Here is a 26,550-nt window from a genome sequence, read left to right on the forward strand (position 1 = left end):
CCTCCTTAAAGATCACAAAGTAAAATGTTACTATTTCATCTCATTTTAGCATGAAAAGGGGCCTAAAACAAGGAAATATTGGACGGGCTAAAGCCTCTAAAACGAAATTCTGATATCGTCTCTTTTTGCCAAGACAAGAAGCAATAGAATTTTACAGAATTTTTTGGATTTTGCTAGCTTTTTCAAGGTTTTTTGGGTAGAATAGATAGAGTAAATGGGTTTAACCCAAAATAAAAAGGAGACATAACTAATGGTAAAATTGGTTTTCGCTCGCCACGGTGAGTCTGAATGGAACAAAGCTAACCTTTTCACAGGTTGGGCTGACGTAGATCTTTCTGAAAAAGGTACTCAACAAGCTATCGACGCTGGTAAATTGATCAAAGAAGCTGGTATCGAATTTGACCAAGCATACACTTCAGTATTGAAACGTGCGATCAAAACAACTAACTTGGCTCTTGAAGCATCTGACCAACTTTGGGTTCCAGTTGAAAAATCATGGCGCTTGAACGAACGTCACTACGGTGGTTTGACTGGTAAAAACAAAGCAGAAGCTGCTGAGCAATTTGGTGATGAGCAAGTTCACATCTGGCGTCGTTCATACGATGTATTGCCTCCAGCAATGGATCGTGATGATGAGCACTCAGCACACACTGACCGTCGTTACGCTTCACTTGATGACTCAGTAATTCCAGATGCTGAAAACTTGAAAGTTACTTTGGAACGTGCCCTTCCATTCTGGGAAGATAAAATCGCTCCAGCACTTAAAGATGGTAAAAACGTATTCGTAGGTGCACACGGTAACTCAATCCGTGCCCTTGTAAAACACATCAAACAATTGTCAGATGACGAAATCATGGATGTTGAAATTCCAAACTTCCCACCATTGGTATTCGAATTTGACGAAAAATTGAACGTTGTTTCTGAATACTACCTTGGAAAATAATTATAAAAGATAAAAGGCGGGATTTATTCCGCCTTTTTTTGAGAAGTGACTCTCGGTTCGTCTCACTTTGTAAGGTGAGATGAACCGAGGAGATAATTAGTCTAGAGTTTCGATATACTCCAGTCCCCAACTTTCAATGGCATCTAGGACACCTTGAAATTTTCTACCCATTTCAGTTAGACTGTATTCGACCCGTGGGGGAACTTCAGCATAGACTTTACGCTCCACGATTTTATCATTCTCGAGCTGTCTGAGGTGTCGTGTTAGAATGGTTTGGGTAATGCCAGGAATTAGACGTTGTAGTTCATTAAAACGCTTAGTCCCCGTACTGAGTTGATAGATGATGACTAGAGCCCATTTGCCTGTTAGTACACGCTGCGTCGTGGCAAAAGGACAAATTCCGTATTCACTAACTTTGGTTACCATAATTCCTCCAAATTTTTTAAAATTATTTTCTTATTTGACAATAATAGTATCGTATTTGATACTAGATAACAATAAAGTGCCTGCTTGTCTTTTTGTTAGTAAGTGATAATATTATATCATAAATAAAAGAAACGAGGAGTAACTCATGTCAGTAAATTTAGAAATTTTTAATGCATATAACAATGGTCTTATAACAGGTGATTTTCCAGCTGTTTTTGAGACTATGGCAGATGATATTATCTGGCACCAGCCAGGTCAGCATAGTAATTCCGGTACAGTTGTTGGAAAAGAAGCACTTGGAGCACACTTGGCTCAATTTTCAGAAAAAACAAACGGTACCTTCAAAGTATTGACTAACTGGGTGTCTGAAAATATTGACCTTGTAGCAGCCAATGTGACCTTTGTTGGAACTCGCCCAGACGGCGAGGAACTCAACATGAATGGTATTGATCTTTTTCGCATGGATAATGGAAAGATCAAGGAAGTTTGGCTCTTTTCATCAGATCAAGCAGTAGAAGATGCTTTCTGGGGTTAGACAGTAAATTAATCTATAATCTGAAATGAAATTTGATTTATGGATCGTGATGATGAGCACTCAGCACACACTGACCGTCGTTACGCTTCACTTGATGACTCAGTAATTCCAGATGCTGAAAACTTGAAAGTTACTTTGGAACGTGCCCTTCCATTCTGGGAAGATAAAATCGCTCCAGCTCTTAAAGATGGTAAAAACGTATTCGTAGGTGCACACGGTAACTCAATCCGTGCCCTTGTAAAACACATCAAACAATTGTCAGATGACGAAATCGTGGATGTTGAAATTCCAAACTTCCCACCATTGGTATTCGAATTTGATGAAAAATTGAACGTTGTTAGCGAATACTACCTCGGAAAATAAGCTGAGATAAGTAGTTATCATTAACAAATAAAAAGTTGACTTCGGTCAGCTTTTTTCTTTTCTTGAAAATAAATGTAAATAGTGGTCAGAAAAGTCAGTCAATTCAGTAATTTTTCCTTGACTTTCAAGTTGGAAAGATGTATCATATTAACCAAGATACATCGAAAGGAAATGAGTCAAATGACATTCGCAACTACAACTGTTTTGCTATTGCGTAATGAGGGCTAGTGCAAAAGCATTAGTCCTGTTTGGCTTACCAAGCGGGAGGTAAAAACATCTCGCTTGGGTTTCCGAGTGAGATGTTTTTTTACTACTATCGTTTTTACTTTTAGAAAGAGGATTGTCTATGCGTAAAGTTGAGTTTTTTGATACAAGTCTTCGTGATGGGGAACAAACACCAGGTGTTAACTTTTCAATCAAAGAAAAAGTTGCCATTGCTAAACAACTTGAAAAATGGGGAATTTCTGTAATCGAAGCAGGTTTTCCTGCAGCTAGCCCAGATTCATTTGAGGCCGTAAAACAAATTGCGGAAGCTATGACAACAACTTCTGTTACTGGTTTGGCTCGCTCAGTAAAATCTGATATTGATGCTTGTTATGAGGCTTTAAAAGATGCTAAGTATCCACAAATTCATGTCTTTATCGCAACAAGTCCGATTCACCGTGAGTTTAAATTGAAGAAATCAAAAGAAGAAATTCTTGAAGCTGTAAAAGAACATGTGTCATATGCACGTTCAAAATTTGAAGTTGTTGAGTTTTCTCCTGAAGATGCTACTCGTACTGAGCTTGATTTCTTGACTGAAGTTGTTCAAACAGCAGTTGATGCTGGTGCCTCATATATTAATATTCCTGATACAGTTGGCTTTACGACTCCAGAAGAGTTTGCGCGTATTTTTGATCATTTGACTGAAAATATTAAATCAGACCATAAAGTTGTCTTTGGTGTTCACTGTCACGATGACCTCGGTATGGCAACTGCAAATACTTTGACAGCAATTAAACACGGTGCTGGACGTGTACAGGGAACTGTTAATGGTATCGGTGAACGTGCGGGTAATGTTGCTCTTGAAGAAGTAGCTGTTGCTTTGAAAATTCGTGAAGACTTTTTCCAAGCAACAAGTGATATTGTTCTTAATGAAACAATGAATACTTCAGAGCTTGTTTCTCGCTTCTCTGGAATTCCTGTTCCTAAAAATAAAGCTGTTGTTGGTGGAAATGCCTTCTCTCACGAATCTGGTATCCACCAAGATGGTGTTCTTAAGAACCCACAAACTTATGAAATCTTCACACCAGAATTGGTAGGTGTCAAGAGTAACAGTCTTCCTCTTGGTAAATTGTCAGGACGTCATGCCTTTGTTGAAAAATTGAAAGAACTTGAGCTTGACTTTGTTGAAGAAGATATCAAACCACTCTTTGCCAAATTTAAAGTTTTGGCTGGGAAAAAACATGATATTACTGATGCAGATATTCGTGCACTTGTTGCTGGTACAAGTGTAGATAATCCAGAAGGTTTCCACTTCGAAGATCTTCGTTTGACTACTAATGCTGATGAAACAATCACTGCTACAGTAAGCTTGGCTAATGAAGACGGTGAATCTGTAGAATTTTTGGCCAATGGTCAAGGGTCAGTTGAAGCTATCTTCAATGCTATTGACAAATTCTTCAACCAAACAGTTCGCTTGACTTCTTATAATATTGACGCAGTAACTGATGGTATTGATGCGCAAGCGCGTGTACTTGTAACTGTAGAAAATGTAGATACAGATACTATTTTCAATGCATCTGGTTTGGACTTTGATGTCTTGAAAGCATCAGCAATTGCCTATATCAATGCTAATACATTGGTTCAAAAAGAAAATGCTGGTGAGATGGCACGTAAGGTTTCTTATCGTGACCTTCCATAAGCCTAAGAGGAGTTAAACATGACAAAGAAAATTGTAACACTTTCAGGTGATGGAATTGGTCCTGAGATTATGGCAGCAGGTCTTGAAGTTCTTGAAAAAGTAGCTTCAAAAATTGGATTTGATTACGACATCGATGCTAAACCATTTGGTGGTGCTGGCATTGATGCCGAGGGTCATCCACTTCCTAAGTCAACTTTGGATGCTGCTAAATCAGCAGATGCTATCCTCTTGGCTGCAATTGGTGGACCTAAATATGACAATGCGCCAGTTCGTCCTGAACAAGGACTTTTGGCCATTCGTAAGGAGTTGAATCTCTTTGCTAATATCCGTCCTGTCCGCATCTTTGATGCTTTGAAACACTTGTCACCTCTTAAACCTGAGCGTATTGAGGGCGTAGACTTCGTCGTTGTTCGTGAGCTTACAGGTGGAATTTACTTTGGTGAGCACATTTTGGAAGAAGATAAGGCTCGCGATATCAATGATTATTCAGCAGATGAGATTCGTCGTATCATGCGTCGTGCCTTCAAGATTGCCCAAGGTCGTGGCAAAAAGGTCACTAGCATTGATAAACAAAATGTTTTGGCAACTTCTAAATTGTGGCGTAAGGTTGCTGATGAAGTTTCTTTGGAGTTTCCAGATGTAACTCTTGAACACCAGCTCGTTGATAGTGCCGCAATGATCATGATTACCAATCCAGCTCGTTTTGACGTGGTTGTGACAGAAAACCTTTTTGGAGATATCTTGTCTGATGAATCAAGTGTCCTTCCAGGAACTTTAGGTGTTATGCCATCTGCCAGTCATTCTGAAAATGGTCCGAGTCTTTATGAACCAATCCATGGTTCAGCACCAGACATTGCCGGTCAAGGTATTGCCAACCCAATTTCAATGATTTTATCAGTAGCTATGATGTTGCGTGAAAGTTTCAATGAAACTGAAGGGGCAGAATTGATTGAAAATGCTGTTGATAAGACCTTGAATCAAGGCATCTTGACACGTGATTTGGGTGGTCAGGCTTCGACTGCTGAAATGACAGCAGCTATTATTGGCAATCTCTAAAATCATGACACTGAAATTAGTGTTACTAAGTGTTTTGTTGGTGTGGAATCTAGTCGTCTTATCCGTTTATGGTTTTGATAAACATAAGGCTATCCGACATAAGAGACGGATTTCTGAGAAGGCATTATTATTGCAGACTCTGATCTTTGGTGGTATTGGTGCATTTCTAGGTGGAAAACTTTTTAGACATAAAATTAACAAATGGTATTTTAAGCTATGTTGGCTTATAGGTATTGTTATAGATGTCGTTCTTTTATACCTTATTCTAACAAGACTTTCGAATTAGCTAATCCTTAGATTATAATTGGAGTATTTTATGAGCGGAAAATCAATTTTTGATAAACTTTGGGAACGCCACGTCGTTACTGGAAATGAGGGCGAACCACAATTGATGTATGTGGATCAGCATTATATTCACGAGGTTACAAGTCCACAGGCCTTTCAAGGACTTCGTGATGCTGGACGTAAAGTTCGTCGCCCAGATTTAACTTTTGGTACGACAGACCACAACGTTCCTACGGTTGATATTTTTAACATTCGTGACCTTATTTCTAAAAACCAAATTGATACTTTGGCGAAAAACGTTGAGGAATTTGGTATTGATGCGGCTACCCACGGTACTGCTCGTCAGGGGATTGTCCACATGGTTGGTCCTGAAACAGGTCGTAGTCAACCAGGAAAATTTGTCGTTTGTGGAGATAGTCATACGGCTACTCATGGTGCCTTTGGTGCTATTGCCTTTGGTATTGGTACATCTGAGGTAGAACATGTCTTTGCGACACAATGTTTGTGGCAAGTGAAACCGAAGAAAATGAAGGTTGAATTTGTTGGTAAACCACAGCCAGGTGTTTATTCAAAAGACTTTATTCTTGCACTTATTGCACGCTATGGCGTTGATGCTGGTGTAGGATACGCAGTTGAATATTGTGGTGAAGCTATCGATGCTCTTTCAATGGATGAACGCATGACCATCTGTAACATGTCTATTGAATTTGGTGCTAAGATGGGTCTTATGAATCCAGACCAAAAAACTTATGATTATGTTGAGGGGCGTCCATGCGCACCTAAGGGTGAGAAATTCGAAGAAGCAGTAGCCGACTGGAAAACTTTGGTTTCAGATCCAGATGCTGAATATGATAAAGTGATTACTATTGATGTTTCAGAATTGGCACCTATGGTTACATGGGGAACTAACCCTGAAATGGGTGTTGAGTTTGATCAACCATTCCCAGAAATCAAGGACTTTAATGATGAACGTGCCTACGAGTATATGGACGTTAAGCCTGGTGAATATGCTAAAGATATTGATCTTGGCTATGTCTTCATTGGTTCTTGTACTAACGCACGTCTTAGCGACCTTGAGTTAGCTGCTAAATTCGTTAAAGGAAAACATATCTCACCGACATTGACAGCTATTGTTGTTCCAGGTTCGCGTCCAGTTAAGAAAGAAGCTGAACGTCTTGGTTTGGATAAAATTTTCATGGATGCAGGCTTTGAATGGCGCGATCCAGGTTGTTCAATGTGTCTTGGTATGAACCCAGACCATGTTCCAGAAGGTGTGCACTGTGCATCTACAAGTAACCGTAACTTCGAGGGTCGTCAAGGATATGGTGCTCGTACTCACCTTTGTAGTCCAGCAATGGCAGCAGCTGCAGCAATCGCTGGTAAATTCGTAGATGTCCGCGATATGCCAGAAGTTCAAGCATAAGGGAGAAGATAATGGAAAAATTTACCGTCTATACAGGGAAATCAGTACCTTTGATGAATGATAACATCGATACGGACCAACTCATTCCCAAACAATTCTTGAAAGCTGTTGATAAAAAAGGTTTCGGTAAGAATTTGATGTTTGAATGGCGTTACCTTAATGATGATTACGATGAAAATCCTAATTTCGTCTTCAATAAACCTGAGTATCGCGATGCGACCATTTTGGTTACTGGTGATAACTTTGGTTCGGGGTCATCTCGTGAACACGCTGCATGGGCATTGGAAGATTACGGTTTCCGTTGTGTTATTGCTGGATCATTTTCAGATATTCACTATAACAATGAATTGAAGAATGGTATGTTGCCAATCGTTCAACCCTTGGAAGTCCGTCAAAAATTGGCTGCTCTTCCTGCAGGTGAGGAAATTACGATTGACCTTCCAAACCAAGTGATTAAATCTTCAGCAGGAGAGTTTCCATTTGATATCGATCATGAGTGGAAACGTAAATTGGTTGAAGGGCTTGACGATATTGGAATCACTCTTCAATATGAAGATTTGATTGCTGCCTATGAAAAACAACGTCCATCATATTGGCAATAAGAAACAATGATGTGTTTGTAAAATAATAATGAGGACTTAAAAGAATGGGATAAGGACAATGTTTAAGGTGTTGTTCTATCTCATTCTTTTTGTTTGAAACAGTTAACATGGTAGAGGCGTTTTTACAAGGAGCGTATGCTATAATAGAAAGATAGAAAGGAGGCCTTCATGTTTGCACAATTGGATACAAAATCTGTCTATAGTTTCATGGATAGTGTTGTAGATTTGACCACCTACGTTGAGCGGGCCAAAGAGCTTGGCTATCAAGCCCTTGGTTTGATGGATCGTGACAATCTCTATGCTGCTTATCATTTTGCTCAGTTTGCAAGTAGCAACGGTTTACGTCCTTTGATTGGTATGGAAGCTAATCTATTTTACGAGGGAAGAAAAATTCCTTTTCGTCTATTAGCAAAAAATAATCAGGGCTATAAAAATTTGATGAAGTTGGCAACAGAGCTCTCCTCAGGGCAACGCGAGTTTACAGCTTTTTCGGACTATCTGAATGCTATTGCCCTCATCCTTCCGAGTGAAGACTGGGAGCCAGGAATGACTCTTGGTTCAGAGGTTTTTATTGGGGTAAGGCCAGAAGATGCTGGTAAAGAGTTTGATTATCCTGTAATTCCTTTACATACAGTGCGTTATTTTGAGAATGCAGATCGCTCGACGATTCAGATGTTACATGCCATCTCACAAAACGTTTCCTTGTCAGAGGCCTCTATTTGTCCTATGAATCAGCTTCTTTTCTCGCCTCAAGAAATGGAAAGTGCATATAGTGATATTCCAGAGGCTTTGAACAATTTGGAGCAACTTGTTTCAGACATTACTTATCAATTTGATACGGAGTTGAAGCTTCCCCGTTTTAATCGTGATATGCCAGCAGTTGACCAATTACGTCAATTAGCCCAATCTGGATTAGAAACTAAAAAGTTAAGCGCAGCAGTTTATCAGGAACGTTTAGACAAAGAATTGTCTATCATTCATCAGATGGGCTTTGATGATTATTTCTTGATTGTCTGGGACTTATTACGCTTTGGGCGTAGCCGTGGTTATTATATGGGAATGGGACGTGGGTCTGCTGCAGGAAGCTTGGTGGCTTATGTCCTTGATATTACTGGAATTGATCCCGTTAAAAATGACTTGCTTTTTGAGCGTTTTCTAAATGAAGAACGTTATAGCATGCCTGATATAGATATCGACTTGCCTGATATCTATCGAAGCGAGTTTCTTCATTATGTTAGGGACCGTTATGGTAGTAAGCACTCTGCTCAGATTGTTACTTTTTCAACTTTTGGGGCCAAACAGGCTATCCGAGATGTTTTTAAACGTTTCGGAGCCAAGGAATTTGAACTGTCACAACTTAGTAAAAAGATTTCTTTTCGTGACACCTTGACCTCTGTCTATGAGAAGAATATGTCATTTAGACAGTTGATCAATCAAAGACAAGAATTTCAGAGGGCTTTCGAGATTGCTAAGGCTATTGAAGGTCAGCCAAGACAGACCTCAATCCATGCTGCTGGTATAGTGATGAGTGACGATGACCTGACCAACCATATTCCTCTAAAAGCTGGTGAGGATATGATGATTACTCAGTACGATGCCTCCGCGGTCGAAGCCAACGGCTTGCTTAAGATGGATTTCTTGGGTCTCCGTAATTTGACCTTTGTTCAAAAAATGAAGGAGAAACTTGAAGAAGAGCAGGGAGTCGCTATAGATATCAAATCAATTGATTTGGAAGATCCACAGACCCTAGCTCTTTTTGCCAAGGGTAAAACTAAGGGAATATTTCAGTTTGAGCAGGCGGGTGCTATTAACCTTCTTAAACGGATTAAACCCGCTAAGTTCGAAGAAGTGGTAGCGACAACCTCTCTTAACCGACCTGGAGCTAGCGATTATACAGATAATTTCATCGCTCGTAAGTATGGTAAGGAAAAAGTAGATTTGATTGATCCAGTAGTTGCACCAATCCTCGAGCCTACGTATGGCATCATGCTTTATCAGGAGCAGGTTATGCAGATTGCCCAAGTATTTGCAGGCTTTACACTCGGAAAAGCCGATTTGCTTCGTCGGGCAATGTCGAAAAAAGATGCCAATGAAATGTCCAAGATGTCCGAAGAGTTCATGGAAGGAAGTCGTCGGTTGGAACGTAACCCACAGATTGCTGAACGACTCTTTAGTATGATGGCTAAGTTTGCAGGTTATGGCTTTAATAGAAGTCATGCCTATGCTTATTCAGCACTAGCCTTTCAATTAGCCTATTTCAAAACGCATTACCCTCAGATTTTCTATGACGTCATGTTAAACTATTCGTCTAGTGATTACATTAAGGATGCAATTGAAAATGGCTTTTCTCTAGCCAGCCTTGATATTAATAGAATTCCCTATCTGGACAAGATTTCAGATGGAAAGATTGTATTAGGTCTTAAGACTATCAAAGGCTTGCCAAGAGATTTTGCCCTTTGGATTATTGAGGATCGCAAACAAAATGGTAAATACATTTCTATAGAAGACTTTTTGACACGTATTCCTAGCAAATATCAGAAAGTCGATAGTCTGACACCTCTTATCCAGATTGGTTTGTTTGATATTTTTGAACCAAATCGTCAGAAAATCATTGGTAATTTAAGCAACCTCTTTACTTTTGTCAATGAGTTAGGAAGTTTGTTTGCAGAGTCATCTTACTCTTGGGTTGATTATGAAGACTATAGCCAGAAGGATCGTTATAATTTAGAACAGGAGATACTAGGAGTTGGGCTTAGCCCCCATCCTTTACACTTGGCTCAAAAAATGGCCTCTCGTCCCTATCAAGCCATTTCTGATTTGGTTGTTAATACTAAGGCAACGGTTTTGGTTCAGATAGAATCCGTTCGAATTATCAGAACTAAAAAAGGTGATCAGATGGCCTTTCTGAACGTCACTGATGGGATCAATAAACTTGATGTTACCCTATTTCCAGAAACTTATTTCTATCATAAGGATAAATTAAGTGAAGGTGGTCTCTTTTATCTTGATGGACGGACCCAGGAGCGTGATGGACGCATTCAGTTAATCTTGTCAAACATGGAGGAAGCTAGCACGGAGCGTTTCTGGATTTTACTTGAGAATCATGATAAAGACATAGAAGTTTCTCAAATATTAGCTAAGTATCCTGGACACATTCCTGCCATTATCCGTTATCAAGGAAGTAAGGAGACTATCGTTAGTCAAAAATACAGAGTAACTAAGAACGAGGAACTTATTCGGGAATTAGCACCTTATGTGCTGAAAACGGTTTTACGGTAAAAAAAACAATAAATCTTTTCAAATTTAAAGCCATTTAGAATTCTTTGTGTTATAATGAAAATGTTAAATATATAAAAGGAGTATCAGGAATAATGAAACGTATTGCTGTTTTAACTAGTGGTGGAGATGCCCCTGGTATGAACGCTGCCGCTCGTGCAGTTGTTCTCAAAGCAATTTCTGAAGGAATTGAAGTCTTCGGCATTAACCGTGGATACGCTGGTATGGTTGAAGGAGATATCTTCCAACTTGATGCCAAAGGCGTAGACAACATCCTCAGCCGTGGTGGAACTTTCCTTCAGTCTGCTCGCTATCCTGAGTTTGCCCAACTTGAGGGTCAACTTAAAGGTATTGAGCAACTTAAAAAACATGGAATCGAAGGTGTAGTAGTTATTGGTGGAGATGGTTCTTACCATGGTGCTATGCGTTTGACTGAACATGGATTCCCAGCTGTTGGTCTTCCAGGAACTATCGATAACGATATCGTTGGTACAGACTATACAATTGGTTTTGATACTGCTGTTGCAACAGCAACAGAAGCTATCGATAAGATTCAAGACACTGCTTTCAGTCATGGACGTACTTTTGTCGTTGAAGTTATGGGACGTAACGCTGGTGATATCGCTCTTTGGGCTGGTATTGCTTCTGGTGCAGACCAAATTATCGTACCTGAAGAAGAGTATGATATTAATGAAGTTGTACGTAAAGTTAAAGAAGGTTACGAATCAGGTGCTAAAACTCACCATGTAATCGTAGTTGCTGAAGGTGTCATGGGTGCTGAAGAATTTGCAGCTAAAATGAAAGAAGCTGGAGATACTTCAGATCTTCGTGCAACAAACATTGGACACGTGGTTCGTGGTGGTTCACCAACTGCGCGTGACCGTGTTCTTGCTTCATGGATGGGGGCACATGCGGTTGACCTCCTTAAACAAGGTATTGGTGGTGTAGCTGTTGGTATCCACAATGAAGAGCTTGTTGAAAGCCCAATCCTTGGTACAGCAGAAGAAGGAGCTTTGTTCAGTCTTACTGAAGACGGTAAAATTATCGTCAACAATCCTCACAAAGCACGTCTTGACTTTGCAGACCTTAACCGTTCATTGTCTAACTTGAGCTAATCTCAGTTACTTAAATTATTGTTAATCCGTCGCTAATGCGACAAAAAATATAAGGGAGTTTTATTTATCATGAATAAACGTGTAAAAATCGTTGCAACACTTGGTCCTGCGGTTGAAATCCGTGGCGGCAAAAAATTTGGTGAAGATGGTTACTGGGGTGAAAAACTTGACCGTGAAGCATCTGCTAAAAACATTGCTCAATTGATCAAGGAAGGTGCTAACGTTTTCCGTTTCAACTTCTCACATGGTGACCACGCTGAACAAGGTGAACGTATGGATGTCGTTCGTATGGCAGAAGACCTTGCTGGTCAAAAAGTAGGTTTCCTTCTTGATACAAAAGGACCTGAAATCCGTACTGAATTGTTCGAAGGTGATGCTAAAGAGTATGCATACAAAACTGGTGAACAAATTCGTGTTGCTACTAAACAAGGTATCAAATCAACTCGCGACGTTATCGCTTTGAACGTTGCAGGTGCACTTGACGTTTTTGACGATGTAGAAGTTGGTAAACAAGTTCTTGTCGATGATGGTAAACTTGGTCTTCGTGTTGTAGACAAAGATGCTGAAAAACGTGAATTCATCGTTGAAGTTGAAAATGATGGTATCATCGCTAAACAAAAAGGTGTAAACATCCCTTACACTAAAATTCCTTTCCCAGCACTTGCTGAACGTGATAACGCTGATATCCGTTTTGGTCTTGAACAAGGTCTTAACTTTATCGCTATCTCATTCGTACGTACTGCAAAAGATGTACAAGAAGTTCGTGCTATCTGTGAAGAAACTGGTAATGGTCACGTTCAATTGTTGGCTAAAATTGAAAACCAACAAGGTATCGATAACATTGATGAAATCATCGAAGCTGCTGACGGTATTATGATCGCTCGTGGTGACATGGGTATCGAAGTACCATTCGAAATGGTTCCAGTTTACCAAAAAATGATCATCACAAAAGTAAACGCTGCTGGTAAAGTTGTTGTTACAGCTACTAACATGCTTGAAACAATGACAGATAAACCACGTGCAACTCGTTCTGAAGTATCTGACGTATTCAACGCAGTTATCGATGGTACAGATGCTACAATGCTTTCTGGTGAATCTGCAAATGGTAAATACCCAGTTGAATCAGTTCGTACAATGGCTACAATTGATAAAAACGCTCAAACTCTTCTTAAAGAGTATGGTCGTCTTGATTCATCAACATTTGACCGTTCAACTAAGACTGAAGTAGTTGCGTCTGCAGTTAAAGATGCCACTAACTCAATGGATATCAAACTTGTTGTTGCTCTTACTGAATCAGGTAACACTGCTCGTTTGATTTCTAAATACCGTCCAGAAGCTGATATCTTGGCTGTAACATTCGATGAAATTACTCAAAAATCATTGATGCTTAACTGGGGTGTTATTCCAGTAGTTACTGAAAAACCAAGCTCAACTGATGATATGTTTGATGTTGCTGAAAAAGTTGCATTGGAATCAGGTCTTGTAGAATCTGGTGATAACATTGTTATCGTTGCTGGTGTTCCAGTAGGTACAGGTGGTACAAACACTATGCGTATCCGCACAGTAAAATAATTTAAGTAGAACTTAAATTGAAAGAAGGTCTTTAGGATCTTCTTTTTTTGGCTCTATAATCGATTTAGTAGGTTAAACTATTGAAGAGATTATAGAGCTTTTTTCGTAGGTAGGTAAATCAATTGGATAATAATAACAAGTGAGGAATATCATATTTATTCCAAATGGTTTAAAGCAAGATGGCTGATTTGGTCTGTATTTTCAACAGATTTTTTTCTAAGTGTCATATGACTTAGAAGGTATTTAGAGAAGAGGGAAATTATCTTTTCAAAGAAATTTAACTTTTCTTGAAAACAACAGGATAAAAAATGTCGTTAAATAGGCTTCTAAACTATAGTTAAGATGGTTATAAGCTATATTTTTTAGAAGGACTGAGTAGATAACCAACCATTTTTATTTCAATAATGACTTACTAATTTAAAAGTTCTAATGAATTATTAATTCTGAAAATCGATTTTTGAAAAAAATGAAATCATAAGTTTCTTTTTACTGACAATTCTAAAAGTAAATAATTATAAAATTATTAATTGGAATGTTTATAAAAATAGTGATATTTATAATCATTCTACTGTTTACATGATTATTTTTAAGTGAACCTTATAAAAAAATTGAAAATAAGAGCATTTCTTTTCACAAATATTAGGAATTTTGTTAAAATATTTAACGATTAGTATTTTTAAATACTTTTAATCTCATTGAGGGGTGAGATACTTAATAGTATAAGTGTGGAGGATTACCAAAGTGGGTAAAGATTTATTTAATGATCGTATAAGTCGATTTTCGATTCGTAAGCTGAATGTAGGGGTTTGCTCCGTTCTTCTTGGAACTCTGGTTATGGTTGGTACTGCTAGTCAAGTATCTGCCGATGAAACAGCTAACCAAGTCCAAGCAGGAGATGTAGCTAGCACTACTGCTACAGTGAGTGATGAGACATCTTCTCAGAATGCTGTTGCTGCTCAAGCTTCGACGGAAGTCGCAAATTTCTTATCAATTTCTGAGACTAATAGTCAGTCTCAAACCGTTTCAAATGCTAGCGCAGCTACTTCTGAAACGTCTACAACACAAGCTTCTAGTGAGACAACATCTCAAGCAGCTTCGTCAACGTCAGCAAGTACTGCAGCATCTACCACTAGTGTTGCTGGCTCTACAAGTGTAGGCAATACTACGGGAGTTTCAACGACAGCCTCTGTTACATCAGCATCATCTGAGACACCTGCTTCAGAAACAGCATCTGAAGCACAAGGTGTGGACGTTCAAGCAGAAGCTTCTACAACGAATGCTCTTTCAAGTGGTGCCGAAGCGTCTGCTCTAGAGCAACCTGTTGTAACAGCAGAAACTTCTGGTCGCCGTCGTACACGTCGTGCAATCGGTGACCCTAATGACGAAAGCTTGATTGGGGATGATGTTGAAGATGCAACTTCAACTCCAAAAGTTGAAAAACCAGGCTTTACAACAAATGTTGATGCCAAATCTATGACTAGCCAAATCTCATGGTTGGACTTTGGAGACGTAGCTAACTGGACAGGTGCGAAAACAATCAAAGTCGCTAAAAATGAACTTAAACCAGATGAGCTAACAGAGGTCTTAGCTCTTCAAGTTGGGGCTACCTATACCAAGGAAATCATGCCTGGTTATGTAGTCACTGTAAAAGTCAAATCCTTGAAACCATTCCAAGCGACTGAAATCTATAAAAATCGTATGGAAAAAGAAGGGGCTACAGAAGCCGAAAAAGCAACTTATGATCCAAATGCTAAAAATGGTTATGTAAGTGGTGTTACTTCGCCAATTGCTAAGAAATATTTTAATGAAGGAAAAGAAGCTGACGTTATCGCTGATGCTCAAAATCAGTGGACTGAAATCAAATTAGAAAACGTTGATACCAAAGCCAAGAAGACTACCATGGGTTCTGCATATAATGGTGGGAATATTGGAGTTCAGTTTGAAATCTCTGCAACCTTCCGTGGCAAGACAGTTAAGCCAGCTGTTGTCATGGCCGATGGCGAGTCTGCTAACCCTGGTGAATTTGTTATGTTCACTACCAACGGACAAGGTTGGCAGCACATTGGGGAATGGAAGAAATTTAATAGACCAGCTACCTCTGTACCCTATGAACCACAAGATACGGATAACCTTTTTGGAACTAAACCTAAATATAACAACACTAACCTTAACCAACTTCGTAGATCTACTGAAGTTGGACCAGAAAAGAAACCAGTAGCTTGGAAATACTTTGGAAATCCTGACCAAGTTACAGGTGGATTAGGTACTGGTGTCTTTGGTCCAAACATTTCTGCAGGAAATTATACTGTTCCAATCGTGATGACGCGTGGTGCCTCTGAAGTGGGGCTTTATGTCGCTTCAGGTGGTAAACAGTCAGCAATGCTAGGATTCTTCCCAATTGATGAAGGGGACGCTCCTGAGTCATACGGAAAAGCTATGCATACCATTGCAACTGTAGATGGTGTAACTGGTGCTAAAGTAAATCAACCATATATTGGTAATGTGAGCCCAGATATGGATGAGAATACTGTTCTTGACTGGTTCGGTGATGATAAGGCAACTACGGCCGATGAAGGAATTGACCAATTGCTTCCAGATGAGCTTAAAGGTACAACCAATGAGATGATCAAGATGGATCGTACACGCCCAGGTAACTACAAGCTGTCAATAGAAGCCCATACAGATGGAGCTTCAGAAGCTTATATCTACGGTTGGATAGACTTTAACCAAAATGGTACCTTTGATGAAGATGAACGCTCTGATCTTGCAAGAATCACAAATGACGGTACAGTTGAGTTGACTTTTGCAAATAGCAAGACTTATATCGACCCTAGCGTTAAAGAACTAGGTGCTCGTGTTCGTATTGCCAAGAAAGCTAACGAGATTGAGAGCCCAACTGGTATGGCCTTATCAGGGGAAGTGGAAGACTTCAGAACTCAAATTACGCACCCACCAAAAGGGGAATTCAAGGAAACAAGTGGTCCTCAAGGGGCGAAGCAAACTGCAACTGTAACCTTTACAGCACGTGGAGAACACAAGTATGAGCTTAATTCTAGTGCCGTTATTGACGAAACGGTAGAACCATACATCGTTGATAAAGATGGCAACCGTGCTACTCTTGATGGGGACGGTTACTATGTCGTTCCAGGACAAGGTAAGTACAAGATTACTGCCAACGGTAAAGATGTCGATGTTGAATTTATTCCTGAAGATAACTTCCTTGGAACAGCTGATGGTATTTCTATCCGTCGTTCAGATAACAACGGCTATGATACTGGTTGGTCAACAAAATTCCCAGATCAAGAACCAAACATTAATGGTCAGTTGAATACCATGGATGGTCAATACGTTCCAACAGTCACTCCAATTGAAATCGAAGGAGTTGACAAAACTTCGACTGATGTTCAAGGTGCGACTCAAAAAGAGACTCCGACCTTTAACACAACTGAGACTAACTCAAATGGTGACAAGATTGCAATCACTCCAAGTGCAGAATATCCTGCTAAGTTGGTGGATCCTGCCACAGGTCTCACTACTGATGCGCCATCTGTAACAGTTGAAGGGGAAGGAACTTATACGATTAATCCTTCAACGGGTGAAGTAACCTTCACTCCAGATCCAAGCTTTACTGGTACAGCCCAAGGTGTGGAAGTTACATTGTCAGCGCCAGTTGGTAGAAACAAAGATGGTAAGATCCAACAGGATTACATCAAGACTGCAACAGCTAAGTACACACCAACTGTCACACCAATCACAGTGACTCCTACAGACAAGGTTTCTGCGGATGTTCAAAACGTTCCTCAAACCCAAACACCAACCTTTGATTTGAGTAATGATAAGACTGCTGAAATCACAAGCAAGAAATTGGTGGATCCAGCAACTGGTCAACCGACTGATGAAACAACTGTAACAGTAGCAGGAGAAGGTAGCTATACTATCGACCCAACGACTGGAGCAGTAACATTTACGCCAGAAAAAGACTTTGTTGGTGCTGCAAAAGGAGTAACTGTTCAGGCAACTGCTACTATTACAAATGCTAATGGTAAGACTGAAACCATTACTTCAGATGCGACCTACACACCAACTGTTGTGCCAGCAGTTCCAACTGCAAACCCTGCAACTTCTAAAGATGTTCAAGGTGCAACGCAAACAGGGACACCAACTTTTGCAGGAACAACTGTTCAAGTGAATGGTGAAGATAAAGCTATTACGATCAAAGATAATAGCTACACACTCTTGGATAAAGAAGGTAACGAAGTTTCAAGCACACCAGCTTATGCGGCAGACGGTACAACCGTGATCGGTAACTTCACAATTGACCCAGCAACTGGTCAAGTAACCTTCACACCAACTGATAAATCATACACTGGTGCAGTCACACCAGCCAAGGTTCAAGCTGAAAGCTCAAACGGTATCAAGGTGGACACAACTTACACGCCTGAAATCGTTCCAGTAACCCCAACAGCAACACCAGCTGAAACAACTGATATTCAAGGTGCGACACAAACCGGTAAACCTGAATTCAAGGGTGGAACTGTAACAGTAGATGGCGTTGAGAAAACAGTAGCGATTAATGAAGCTGTTCCAGCGACCTTCGATGATGGTTCAACGACTAAGACAGTTGATGGTGTTGGTACGTACACAGTAGCAGCAGACGGAACAGTTACATTCGTACCTGAAAAATCATTCGTTGGAACTGCACCAGCAGTGACGGTTGTTCGTGAAGATAAGAACGGAACCAAAGCCTCTGCAACTTATACACCAACTGTGACTCCAGTAACTCCAACTGCAACACCAGTTGAAACTACAGATATACAAGGTGCTACACAAACTGGTAAACCTGTATTTACTGAAGGCGATAGCCGTGTGCCAATGAACGATGATGTTCCAGCAACATTTGATGATGGCTCAACTACCAAGTCAGTTGATGGCGTTGGTACCTACACAGTGGCAGCAGACGGAACAGTTACATTTGTTCCAGAACCAAGTTTTACAGGAACAGCACCAGCGGTTACAGTCGTTCGTGAAGACAAGAACGGAACCAAAGCTTCAGCGACTTACACACCATCAGTAACACCAATTACAGTGACTCCTACAGACAAGGTTTCTGCGGATATTCAAAACGTTCCTCAAACTCAAACACCAACCTTTGATTTGAGTAATGATAAGACTGCTGAAATCACAAGCAAGAAATTGGTGGATCCAGCAACTGGTCAACCGACTGATGAAACAACTGTAACAGTAGCAGGAGAAGGTAGCTATACTATCGACCCAACGACTGGAGCAGTAACATTTACGCCAGAAAAAGACTTTGTTGGTACTGCAAAAGGAGTAACTGTTCAGGCAACTGCTACTATTACAAATGCTAATGGTAAGACTGCAACTATTACTTCAGATGCAACCTACACACCAACAGTTGTAGCTGCTGTTCCAACAGCTCAACCAGCTACATCTAAAGATATCCAAGGTGCCACTCAAACAGGCACACCAACCTTCGCAGGAACAACTGTTCAAGTGAATGGTGAAGATAAAGCTATTACGATCAAAGATAATAGCTACACGCTTTTGGATAATGATGGTAACGAGGTAACAAGTACACCAGCTTATGCCGCTGATGGTACAACTGAAATTGGTACTTACTCTATCGATTCAGCTACTGGTCAAGTCACTTTCACACCGACTGATAAATCATACACAGGTGTAGTAACACCGGCCAAGGTTCAAGCTGAAAGCTCAAACGGTATCAAGGTGGACACAACTTACACGCCTGAAATCGTACCGGTAACACCGACAGCAACTCCAGCTGAAACAAAAGATATCCAAGGTGCTACTCAAACTGGTAAACCTGAATTCAAGGGTGGAACAGTAACCGTTGATGGTGTTGAGAAAACAGTAGCTATCAATGAAGATGTTCCAGCAACATTTGATGATGGTTCAACGACTAAGACAGTTGATGGAGTTGGTACTTACACAGTAGCAGCCGACGGTACGGTGACATTTGTTCCTGAGAAATCATTTGTCGGAACTGCTCCAGCAGTGACGGTTGTTCGTGAAGATAAGAACGGAACCAAAGCCTCTGCGACTTATACACCAACAGTTACACCAGTCACACCGACAGCTACACCAGTTGAAACAACAGGTAAGCAAGGTCAGACTCAAACAGGTAAGCCTGAATTTACTGAAGGTGACAGCCGAGTACCAATGAACGATGACGTTCCAGCAACATTCGACGATGGTTCAACTACCAAGACAGTTGATGGCGTTGGTACTTACACAGTAGCAGCCGACGGAACTGTAACTTTTGTTCCAGAGAAATCATTTACTGGAACAGCTCCAGCTGTGACGGTTGTTCGTGAAGATAAGAACGGAACCAAAGCTTCTGCGACTTACACACCAACTGTGACACCAGTAACTCCAACAGCAACACCAGCTGAATCTACGGGACCTCAAGGTTTGGTTCAAACTGGAACAGTAACCTTCACAGAAGGTGATGAAGTAGCGCCAATTAACAAGGATTCAATTACTCTTCTTGATGAAAATGGTCAGCCAGCAGCATCAGTAGAAGCGAAATCACCAGCAGGTGATGTGATCGGTACCTTCACCGTTGATAAAGAAACAGGTGTTGTGACCTTCACCCCAACGGACAAATCTTATTCAGGTGATGTTGTCCCAGTTAAGGTTCAAGCAGCTGATACAAATGGTACAACAGTAGAAACAACTTATACACCTAAGATTACTCCAGTTGTCCCAACTTCTGAAGATGCTACATCGACAGATATCCAAGGTGCCACTCAAACAGGTAAACCAACCTTTACTGAAGGTGATCCAAATGTTCCAATCGATGAGGATACTCCAGCTACCTTTGAAGATGGCTCAACCACTAAGACAGTAGATGGCGAAGGAACATACACCGTTTCTCCAGATGGAACAGTAACTTTCGTGCCAGAAAAATCATTTACTGGAGAAGGTACAGGCGTAACGGTTAAACGTGTTGATAAAAACGGTACTGAAATCACAGCGAAGTACACCCCAACAGTAACACCAGTTACACCGACAGCGACACCAGTTGAAACAACAGGTAAACAAGGTCAAACCCAAACAGGTAAGCCTGAATTTACTGAAGGCGACAGCCGTGTGCCAATGAACGATGACGTTCCAGCTACTTTCGACGATGGTTCAACTACTAAGACAGTTGATGGTGTTGGTACATACACAGTAGCAGCAGACGGAACTGTAACTTTTGTTCCTGAAAAATCATTTACTGGAACAGCTCCAGCTGTGACGGTTGTTCGTGAAGATAGGAACGGAACCAAAGCCTCTGCGACTTACACCCCAACTGTGACTCCAGTAACTCCAACAGCAACACCAGCTGAATCTACGGGACCTCAAGGTTTGGTTCAAACTGGAACAGTAACCTTCACAGAAGGTGATGAAGTAGCGCCAATTAACAAGGATTCAATTACCCTTCTTGATGAAAATGGTCAGCCAGCAGAATCTGTAGTTGCTAAATCACCAGAAGGTAAAGAAATTGGTACTTTCACTGTTGATAAAGAAACAGGTGTTGTGACCTTCACCCCAACGGATAAATCTTACTCAGGTGATGTGGTTCCAGTTAAGGTTCAAGGTAAAGATACAAACGGAACAGTTGCTGAAACAACTTACACACCTAAGATCACTCCAGTTGTACCAACTTCTGAAGATGCAACAACGACAGATATCCAAGGTGCCACTCAAACAGGTAAACCAACCTTCACCGAAGGAAATCCAAATGTTCCAATCGATGAAGATACTCCAGCTACCTTCGAAGATGGCTCAACTACGAAGACTGTCGATGGTGAAGGAACTTACACAGTAGCAACTGACGGAACAGTAACCTTCGTTCCTGAAAAATCATTCACTGGAACTGCTTCAGGTGTAACAGTGAAACGCGTGGATAAGAATGGTACTGAAATCACAGCGAAGTACACACCAACTGTGACACCAGTAACTCCAACTGCAACACCAGTTGAAACTACAGATATCCAAGGTGCTACACAAACTGGTAAACCTGTATTTACTGAAGGCGATAGCCGTGTGCCAATGAACGATGATGTTCCAGCAACGTTTGACGATGGCTCAACGACTAAGACTGTAGACGGTGTTGGTACTTACACAGTAGCAGCAGATGGAACAGTAACCTTCGTACCAGAAAAATCATTCGTCGGTACTGCACCAGCTGTAACAGTAGTTCGTGAAGATAAGAACGGAACAAAAGCTTCTGCAACTTATACACCAACCGTAACACCAGTTACACCAACAGCAGAAGATACAACATCCACTGACAAACAAGGTCAAACGCAAACAGGTACACCAACCTTCACACCAGGTAATCCAAATGTTCCAATGGATGATGATACGCCTGCAACATTTGAAGATGGCTCAACTACGAAGACCGTTCCTGGTGAAGGAACTTACACAGTTGCTCCAGACGGAACCGTAACATTTGTTCCAGAAAAATCATTCACTGGAGAAGGTACAGGCGTAACGGTTAAACGTGTCGATAAGAACGGTACTCCAGTTACTGCTAAGTACACACCAACTGTGACACCAGTAACTCCAACAGCAACTCCTGCTGAATCTGAAGCACCTCAAGGTGTGGTTCAAACTGGAACAGTAACCTTCACTGAAGGTGACCCAGTTGCACCAATTGATAAGGATACCATTACTCTTCTTGATGAAAATGGTCAGCCAGCAGCATCAGTAGATGCGAAATCACCAGCAGGTGACGTGATCGGTACCTTCACCGTTGATAAAGAAACAGGTGTTGTGACCTTCACACCAACAGACAAATCTTATTCAGGTGATGTGGTTCCAGTTAAGGTTCAAGCAGCTGATACAAATGGTACAAGAGTAGAAACAACTTACACACCGAAGATCACTCCAGTTGTCCCAACTGCTGATCCTGCAACATCTACAGACATCCAAGGTCAAACTCAAACAGGTACACCAAGCTTCACACCTGGTAACCCTGCAATCCCAATGGATGATGATGTACCAGCAACCTTTGAAGATGGCTCAACAACTAAAGTTATTCTAGGAGAAGGTGCTTACACTGTAGCTCCTGATGGCACAGTAACCTTCGTCCCAGAAAAATCATTCACAGGAGAAGGTACAGGTGTAACCGTTAAACGTGTAGATAAGAATGGTACACCAGCTACAGCTAAGTACACCCCAACAGTAACTCCTGTAACACCGACAGCGACACCAGTTGAAACAACAGGTAAACAAGGTCAAACCCAAACAGGTAAGCCTGAATTTACTGAAGGCGACAGCCGTGTGCCAATGAACGATGACGTTCCAGCTACTTTCGACGATGGATCAACTACCAAGACTGTCGACGGTGTTGGTACATACACAGTAGCAGCAGACGGCACAGTAACCTTTGTTCCTGAGAAATCATTCACAGGTAAAGCGCCGGCCGTAACGGTTGTTCGTGAAGATAAGAACGGAACCAAAGCCTCTGCGACTTACACACCAACTGTGACACCAGTAACTCCAACAGCAACACCAGCTGAATCTACGGGACCTCAAGGTTTGGTTCAAACTGGAACAGTCACCTTCACTGAAGGTGACCCAGTCGCACCAATCGACAAGGATACTATTACTCTTCTTGATGAAACTGGTCAGCCAGCAGCATCAGTAGAAGCGAAATCACCAGCAGGTGATGTGATCGGTACATTCACTGTTGATAAAGAAACAGGTGTTGTGACCTTCACCCCAACGGATAAATCTTACTCAGGTGATGTGGTTCCAGTTAAGGTTCAAGGTAAAGATACAAACGGAACAGTTGCTGAAACAACTTACACACCGAAGATCACTCCAGTTGTACCAACTGCTGATCCTGCAACATCTACAGACATCCAAGGTCAAACTCAAACAGGTAAACCAACCTTCACCGAAGGAAATCCAAATGTTCCAATCGATGAAGATACTCCAGCTACCTTCGAAGATGGCTCAACAACTAAAGTTATTCCAGGAGAAGGTACTTATACTGTAGCTCCTGATGGCACAGTAACCTTCGTCCCAGAAAAATCATTCACAGGAGAAGGTACAGGTGTAACCGTTAAACGTGTAGATAAGAATGGGACACCAGCTACAGCTAAGTACACCCCAACTGTGACACCAGTAACTCCTACTGCGGAAGATACAAAATCAACAGGAAAACAAGGTCAAACCCAAACAGGTAAGCCTGAATTTACTGAAGGCGACAGCCGTGTGCCAATGAACGATGACGTTCCAGCTACTTTCGACGATGGTTCAACTATCAAGACTGTTGATGGAGTTGGTACATACACAGTAGCAGCAGACGGTACGGTAACATTTGTTCCTGAAAAATCATTCGTCGGAACTGCACCAGCAGTGACAGTGGTTCGTGAAGATAAGAACGGAACCAAAGCTTCTGCGACTTACACACCAACAGTAACACCGGTGACTCCAACTGCTACACCAGCAGAATCAACTGGTCCTCAAGGCGTGGTGCAGACTGGAACAGTAACCTTTACCGAGGGAGATTCCGTTGCTCCAATCGACAAAGATACCATTACTCTTCTTGATGAAACTGGCCAACCAGCAGCGGCAGTGTTTGCGAAATCACCAGCAGGTGATGTAATTGGTACCTTCACCGTTGATAAAGGTACAGGTGTTGTGACCTTCATACCAACAAACAAATCTTATTCAGGTGATGTTGTTCCAGTGAAAGTTCAAGCTGCGGATACTAATGGAACAACTGTAGAAACAACTTACACACCTAAGATTACTCCAGTCGTTCCAACTTCTGAAGATGCTGCATCAACAGATATCCAAGGTCAAACACAATCTGGTAAACCAACCTTCACAGAAGGGAATCCAAATGTTCCAATCGATGAGGATGCTCCAGCTACCTTCGAAGATGGTTCAACCACTAAGACAGTAGATGGTGAAGGAACTTACACCGTTGCTCCAGATGGTACAGTAACTTTCGTCCCAGAAAAATCATTCGTAGGAACTGCTACAGGCGTAACCGTGAAACGTGTTGATAAGAACGGAACTGAAATCACAGCGAAATACACACCAACAGTAACTCCAGTTACTCCAACTGCTGAACCAACAACATCAACAGATATCCAAGGTGCTACACAAACTGGTAAGCCAGTATTTACAGAAGGCGATAGCCGTGTACCAATGAATGACGATGTTCCAGCAACATTTGAAGATGGTTCAACGACTAAGACTGTTGATGGTGTTGGTACATACACAGTAGTAGCAGATGGAACCGTAACCTTTGTTCCAGAAAAATCATTCGTAGGAACTGCACCAGCTGTGACTGTTGTTCGTGAAGATATGAACGGAACTAAGGCTTCAGCAACCTACACACCAACAGTAACTCCAGTTACTCCAACTGCTGAGCCAACAACATCTACAGATATCCAAGGTCAAACACAAACAGGTACACCAAGCTTCACGCCTGGTAACCCAAGTGTCCCAATGGATGATGATGTACCTGCTACCTTTGAAGACGGCTCAACAACTAAAGTTATTCCAGGTGAAGGAACTTACACAGTTGCTCCAGACGGAACAGTAACCTTCGTCCCAGAGAAATCATTCACAGGAACAGGTACAGGCGTAACTGTGAAACGTGTTGACAAGAACGGTACAGCCATTACAGCAACTTACACGCCAACCGTAACACCAGTAACACCAACTGCAGAATCAGTTACCTCAATTGGAAACAAAGGCCAAACGCAAACAGGTAAGCCAAGCTTCACTGAGGGCGATAGCCGTGTACCAATGAATAACCAAGTAACAGCTACTTTTGAAGATGGCTCAACAACTAAGACTATTGCAGGTGTCGGAACTTACACAGTAGCTGCCGATGGCACTGTAACATTCACACCAGAACCTGAATTTACCGGTACTGCACCAACAGTGACAGTAGTTCGTGAAGATGTGAACGGAACAAAAGCTTCCGCAACTTACACACCAACTGTTCTTCCAATCACTAAGTTTGTTGATAAAGAAGGTAAGGAAATCCCAGGATATCCTACAGTTGATGGTGAACAGCCAAAAGCTGAAATTCCAGGTTACCGCTTCGTAGAAACTAAGAAATTACCTAATGGTGATATCGAACATGTCTACGAGAAAGTAACGACGTCATACGTTGATGAAAATGGTACGCCAATCCCTGGTTATCCAACCGAAGATGGCCAACAACCTAAGAAAGAAATCCCAGGTTATGAATTTGTGAAGACAATTGTAGATGAAAATGGTAATACTCAACACATCTACAAACAAATTGTGACTCCAACACCAGTGCCGGATACAACTCCGACACCAGAGCCACAGCCAGCTCCACAAACAGAAGAGCCTAAGGCTCCAGTACTTCCAGAAACAAAAGAAGAAGCTCACTTTATCAATCCAAGTGATAAGACAGCTCAACTTCCAGAAACTGGTAGTGAGGATTCAAACCTTGCAATCTTTGGTTTGGCAAGTCTTCTAGCTGGATTTGGACTCTATGGCGGAAAACGACGCAAACGTTAAAATGATTTAACGGTCGGATAGGACCTTAAGAATCCAGATTCCAATTAAAATAGACCTCATGGCATTTGCTATGGGGTCTATTTGTATGGGCTAGCCTGCTAATTTTTTTAAGTCGTCATGATTGACTTTACTCACTAGGAAGCGTAATCTAGACTTTAATTAAAGGATTAAAAGGAGGTCCCTCGATGATTGAAGTAACTTATTTAAATACTGCAAAGCAAGAAAAACACACTTCTTTTGAAGATTACAATGAATTTGTCAGAGCACAGCAAGCTTGTTGGATTGCCTTACCGGATTCAACGCCAGTCACTAAGGTGACTATAAACGGACATGATATTGGCTACAAAGGACAATATGGCGACCTTTACTTTTATATTATGAAGCTAGACTTGGCACAATATCAGTAATAATAGGAAAAAGAATCAGACATCGTGTTCTGATTCTTTTTCTTTGAGAAAGGTAATTTTTATAAATTAAGAATATTGCTAATTGACTG

General features: G+C 41.2%; 13 protein-coding genes and 1 pseudogene. 13 read left to right on the top strand and 1 reads right to left on the bottom strand.

What is annotated here, in order from left to right; translation table 11 throughout:
* Window positions 1-250 precede the first annotated feature (250 nt).
* The gene (locus ACYVQ1_RS08580) at window positions 251-943 is read left to right on the top strand and encodes a phosphoglycerate mutase (RefSeq protein WP_000240128.1); all 693 of its coding nucleotides are present in this window, start codon (window positions 251-253) and stop codon (window positions 941-943) included.
* 96 nt (window positions 944-1,039) lie between these two features.
* Here the strand turns inward: ACYVQ1_RS08580 and ACYVQ1_RS08585 are convergent, their stop codons facing one another.
* Entirely contained in the window at window positions 1,040-1,369 is a 330-nt protein-coding gene (locus tag ACYVQ1_RS08585) for a winged helix-turn-helix transcriptional regulator (protein WP_201061484.1), read from the bottom strand.
* Window positions 1,370-1,514: 145 nt separating this feature from the next.
* Between ACYVQ1_RS08585 and ACYVQ1_RS08590 the strand changes: the two genes are divergently transcribed.
* The 12 genes and pseudogenes from ACYVQ1_RS08590 to ACYVQ1_RS08645 all read left to right on the top strand — a co-directional run bounded on the left by ACYVQ1_RS08590 (window position 1,515) and on the right by ACYVQ1_RS08645 (window position 26,461).
* Window positions 1,515-1,904: a nuclear transport factor 2 family protein gene (locus ACYVQ1_RS08590; protein WP_107372977.1), complete on the top strand. Its 390-nt coding sequence runs from the start codon at window positions 1,515-1,517 to the stop codon at window positions 1,902-1,904.
* Between the two features lie 39 nt (window positions 1,905-1,943).
* Window positions 1,944-2,267: pseudogene (locus ACYVQ1_RS08595) on the top strand (2,3-bisphosphoglycerate-dependent phosphoglycerate mutase); the annotation flags it as partial.
* Between the two features lie 346 nt (window positions 2,268-2,613).
* The gene (locus tag ACYVQ1_RS08600) at window positions 2,614-4,170 is read left to right on the top strand and encodes a 2-isopropylmalate synthase (protein WP_004182645.1); all 1,557 of its coding nucleotides are present in this window, start codon (window positions 2,614-2,616) and stop codon (window positions 4,168-4,170) included.
* Between the two features lie 18 nt (window positions 4,171-4,188).
* Window positions 4,189-5,226 carry a 3-isopropylmalate dehydrogenase gene (leuB, locus tag ACYVQ1_RS08605; RefSeq protein ID WP_002890787.1) on the top strand — a complete coding sequence of 346 codons (1,038 nt, stop codon included), beginning with the start codon at window positions 4,189-4,191 and terminating at the stop codon, window positions 5,224-5,226.
* Between the two features lie 4 nt (window positions 5,227-5,230).
* Window positions 5,231-5,512, top strand: a complete 282-nt coding sequence (locus ACYVQ1_RS08610) for a DUF1294 domain-containing protein (RefSeq protein WP_461250426.1) — start codon at window positions 5,231-5,233, stop codon at window positions 5,510-5,512.
* 30 nt (window positions 5,513-5,542) lie between these two features.
* Window positions 5,543-6,934, top strand: a complete 1,392-nt coding sequence (gene leuC, locus ACYVQ1_RS08615; RefSeq protein ID WP_037597711.1) for a 3-isopropylmalate dehydratase large subunit — start codon at window positions 5,543-5,545, stop codon at window positions 6,932-6,934.
* 11 nt (window positions 6,935-6,945) lie between these two features.
* On the top strand, window positions 6,946-7,536 hold the full coding sequence (gene leuD / locus ACYVQ1_RS08620) for a 3-isopropylmalate dehydratase small subunit (protein ID WP_417164708.1): 591 nt from the start codon (window positions 6,946-6,948) through the stop codon (window positions 7,534-7,536).
* A gap of 168 nt (window positions 7,537-7,704) precedes the next feature.
* Window positions 7,705-10,815 carry a DNA polymerase III subunit alpha gene (locus ACYVQ1_RS08625; RefSeq protein WP_461250427.1) on the top strand — a complete coding sequence of 1,037 codons (3,111 nt, stop codon included), beginning with the start codon at window positions 7,705-7,707 and terminating at the stop codon, window positions 10,813-10,815.
* 92 nt (window positions 10,816-10,907) lie between these two features.
* Entirely contained in the window at window positions 10,908-11,927 is a 1,020-nt protein-coding gene (pfkA, locus tag ACYVQ1_RS08630) for a 6-phosphofructokinase (RefSeq protein ID WP_013990713.1), read from the top strand.
* A gap of 69 nt (window positions 11,928-11,996) precedes the next feature.
* Window positions 11,997-13,499 carry a pyruvate kinase gene (gene pyk, locus ACYVQ1_RS08635; protein WP_070849186.1) on the top strand — a complete coding sequence of 501 codons (1,503 nt, stop codon included), beginning with the start codon at window positions 11,997-11,999 and terminating at the stop codon, window positions 13,497-13,499.
* 741 nt (window positions 13,500-14,240) lie between these two features.
* Window positions 14,241-26,054, top strand: coding sequence for a GEVED domain-containing protein (locus ACYVQ1_RS08640; RefSeq protein WP_461258413.1), 11,814 nt, complete (start codon window positions 14,241-14,243; stop codon window positions 26,052-26,054).
* Window positions 26,055-26,239: 185 nt separating this feature from the next.
* Window positions 26,240-26,461, top strand: a complete 222-nt coding sequence (locus tag ACYVQ1_RS08645) for a DUF4649 family protein (RefSeq protein WP_002890796.1) — start codon at window positions 26,240-26,242, stop codon at window positions 26,459-26,461.
* The last annotated feature ends 89 nt before the right edge of the window (window positions 26,462-26,550 follow it).

The organism is Streptococcus parasalivarius (assembly GCF_054785155.1).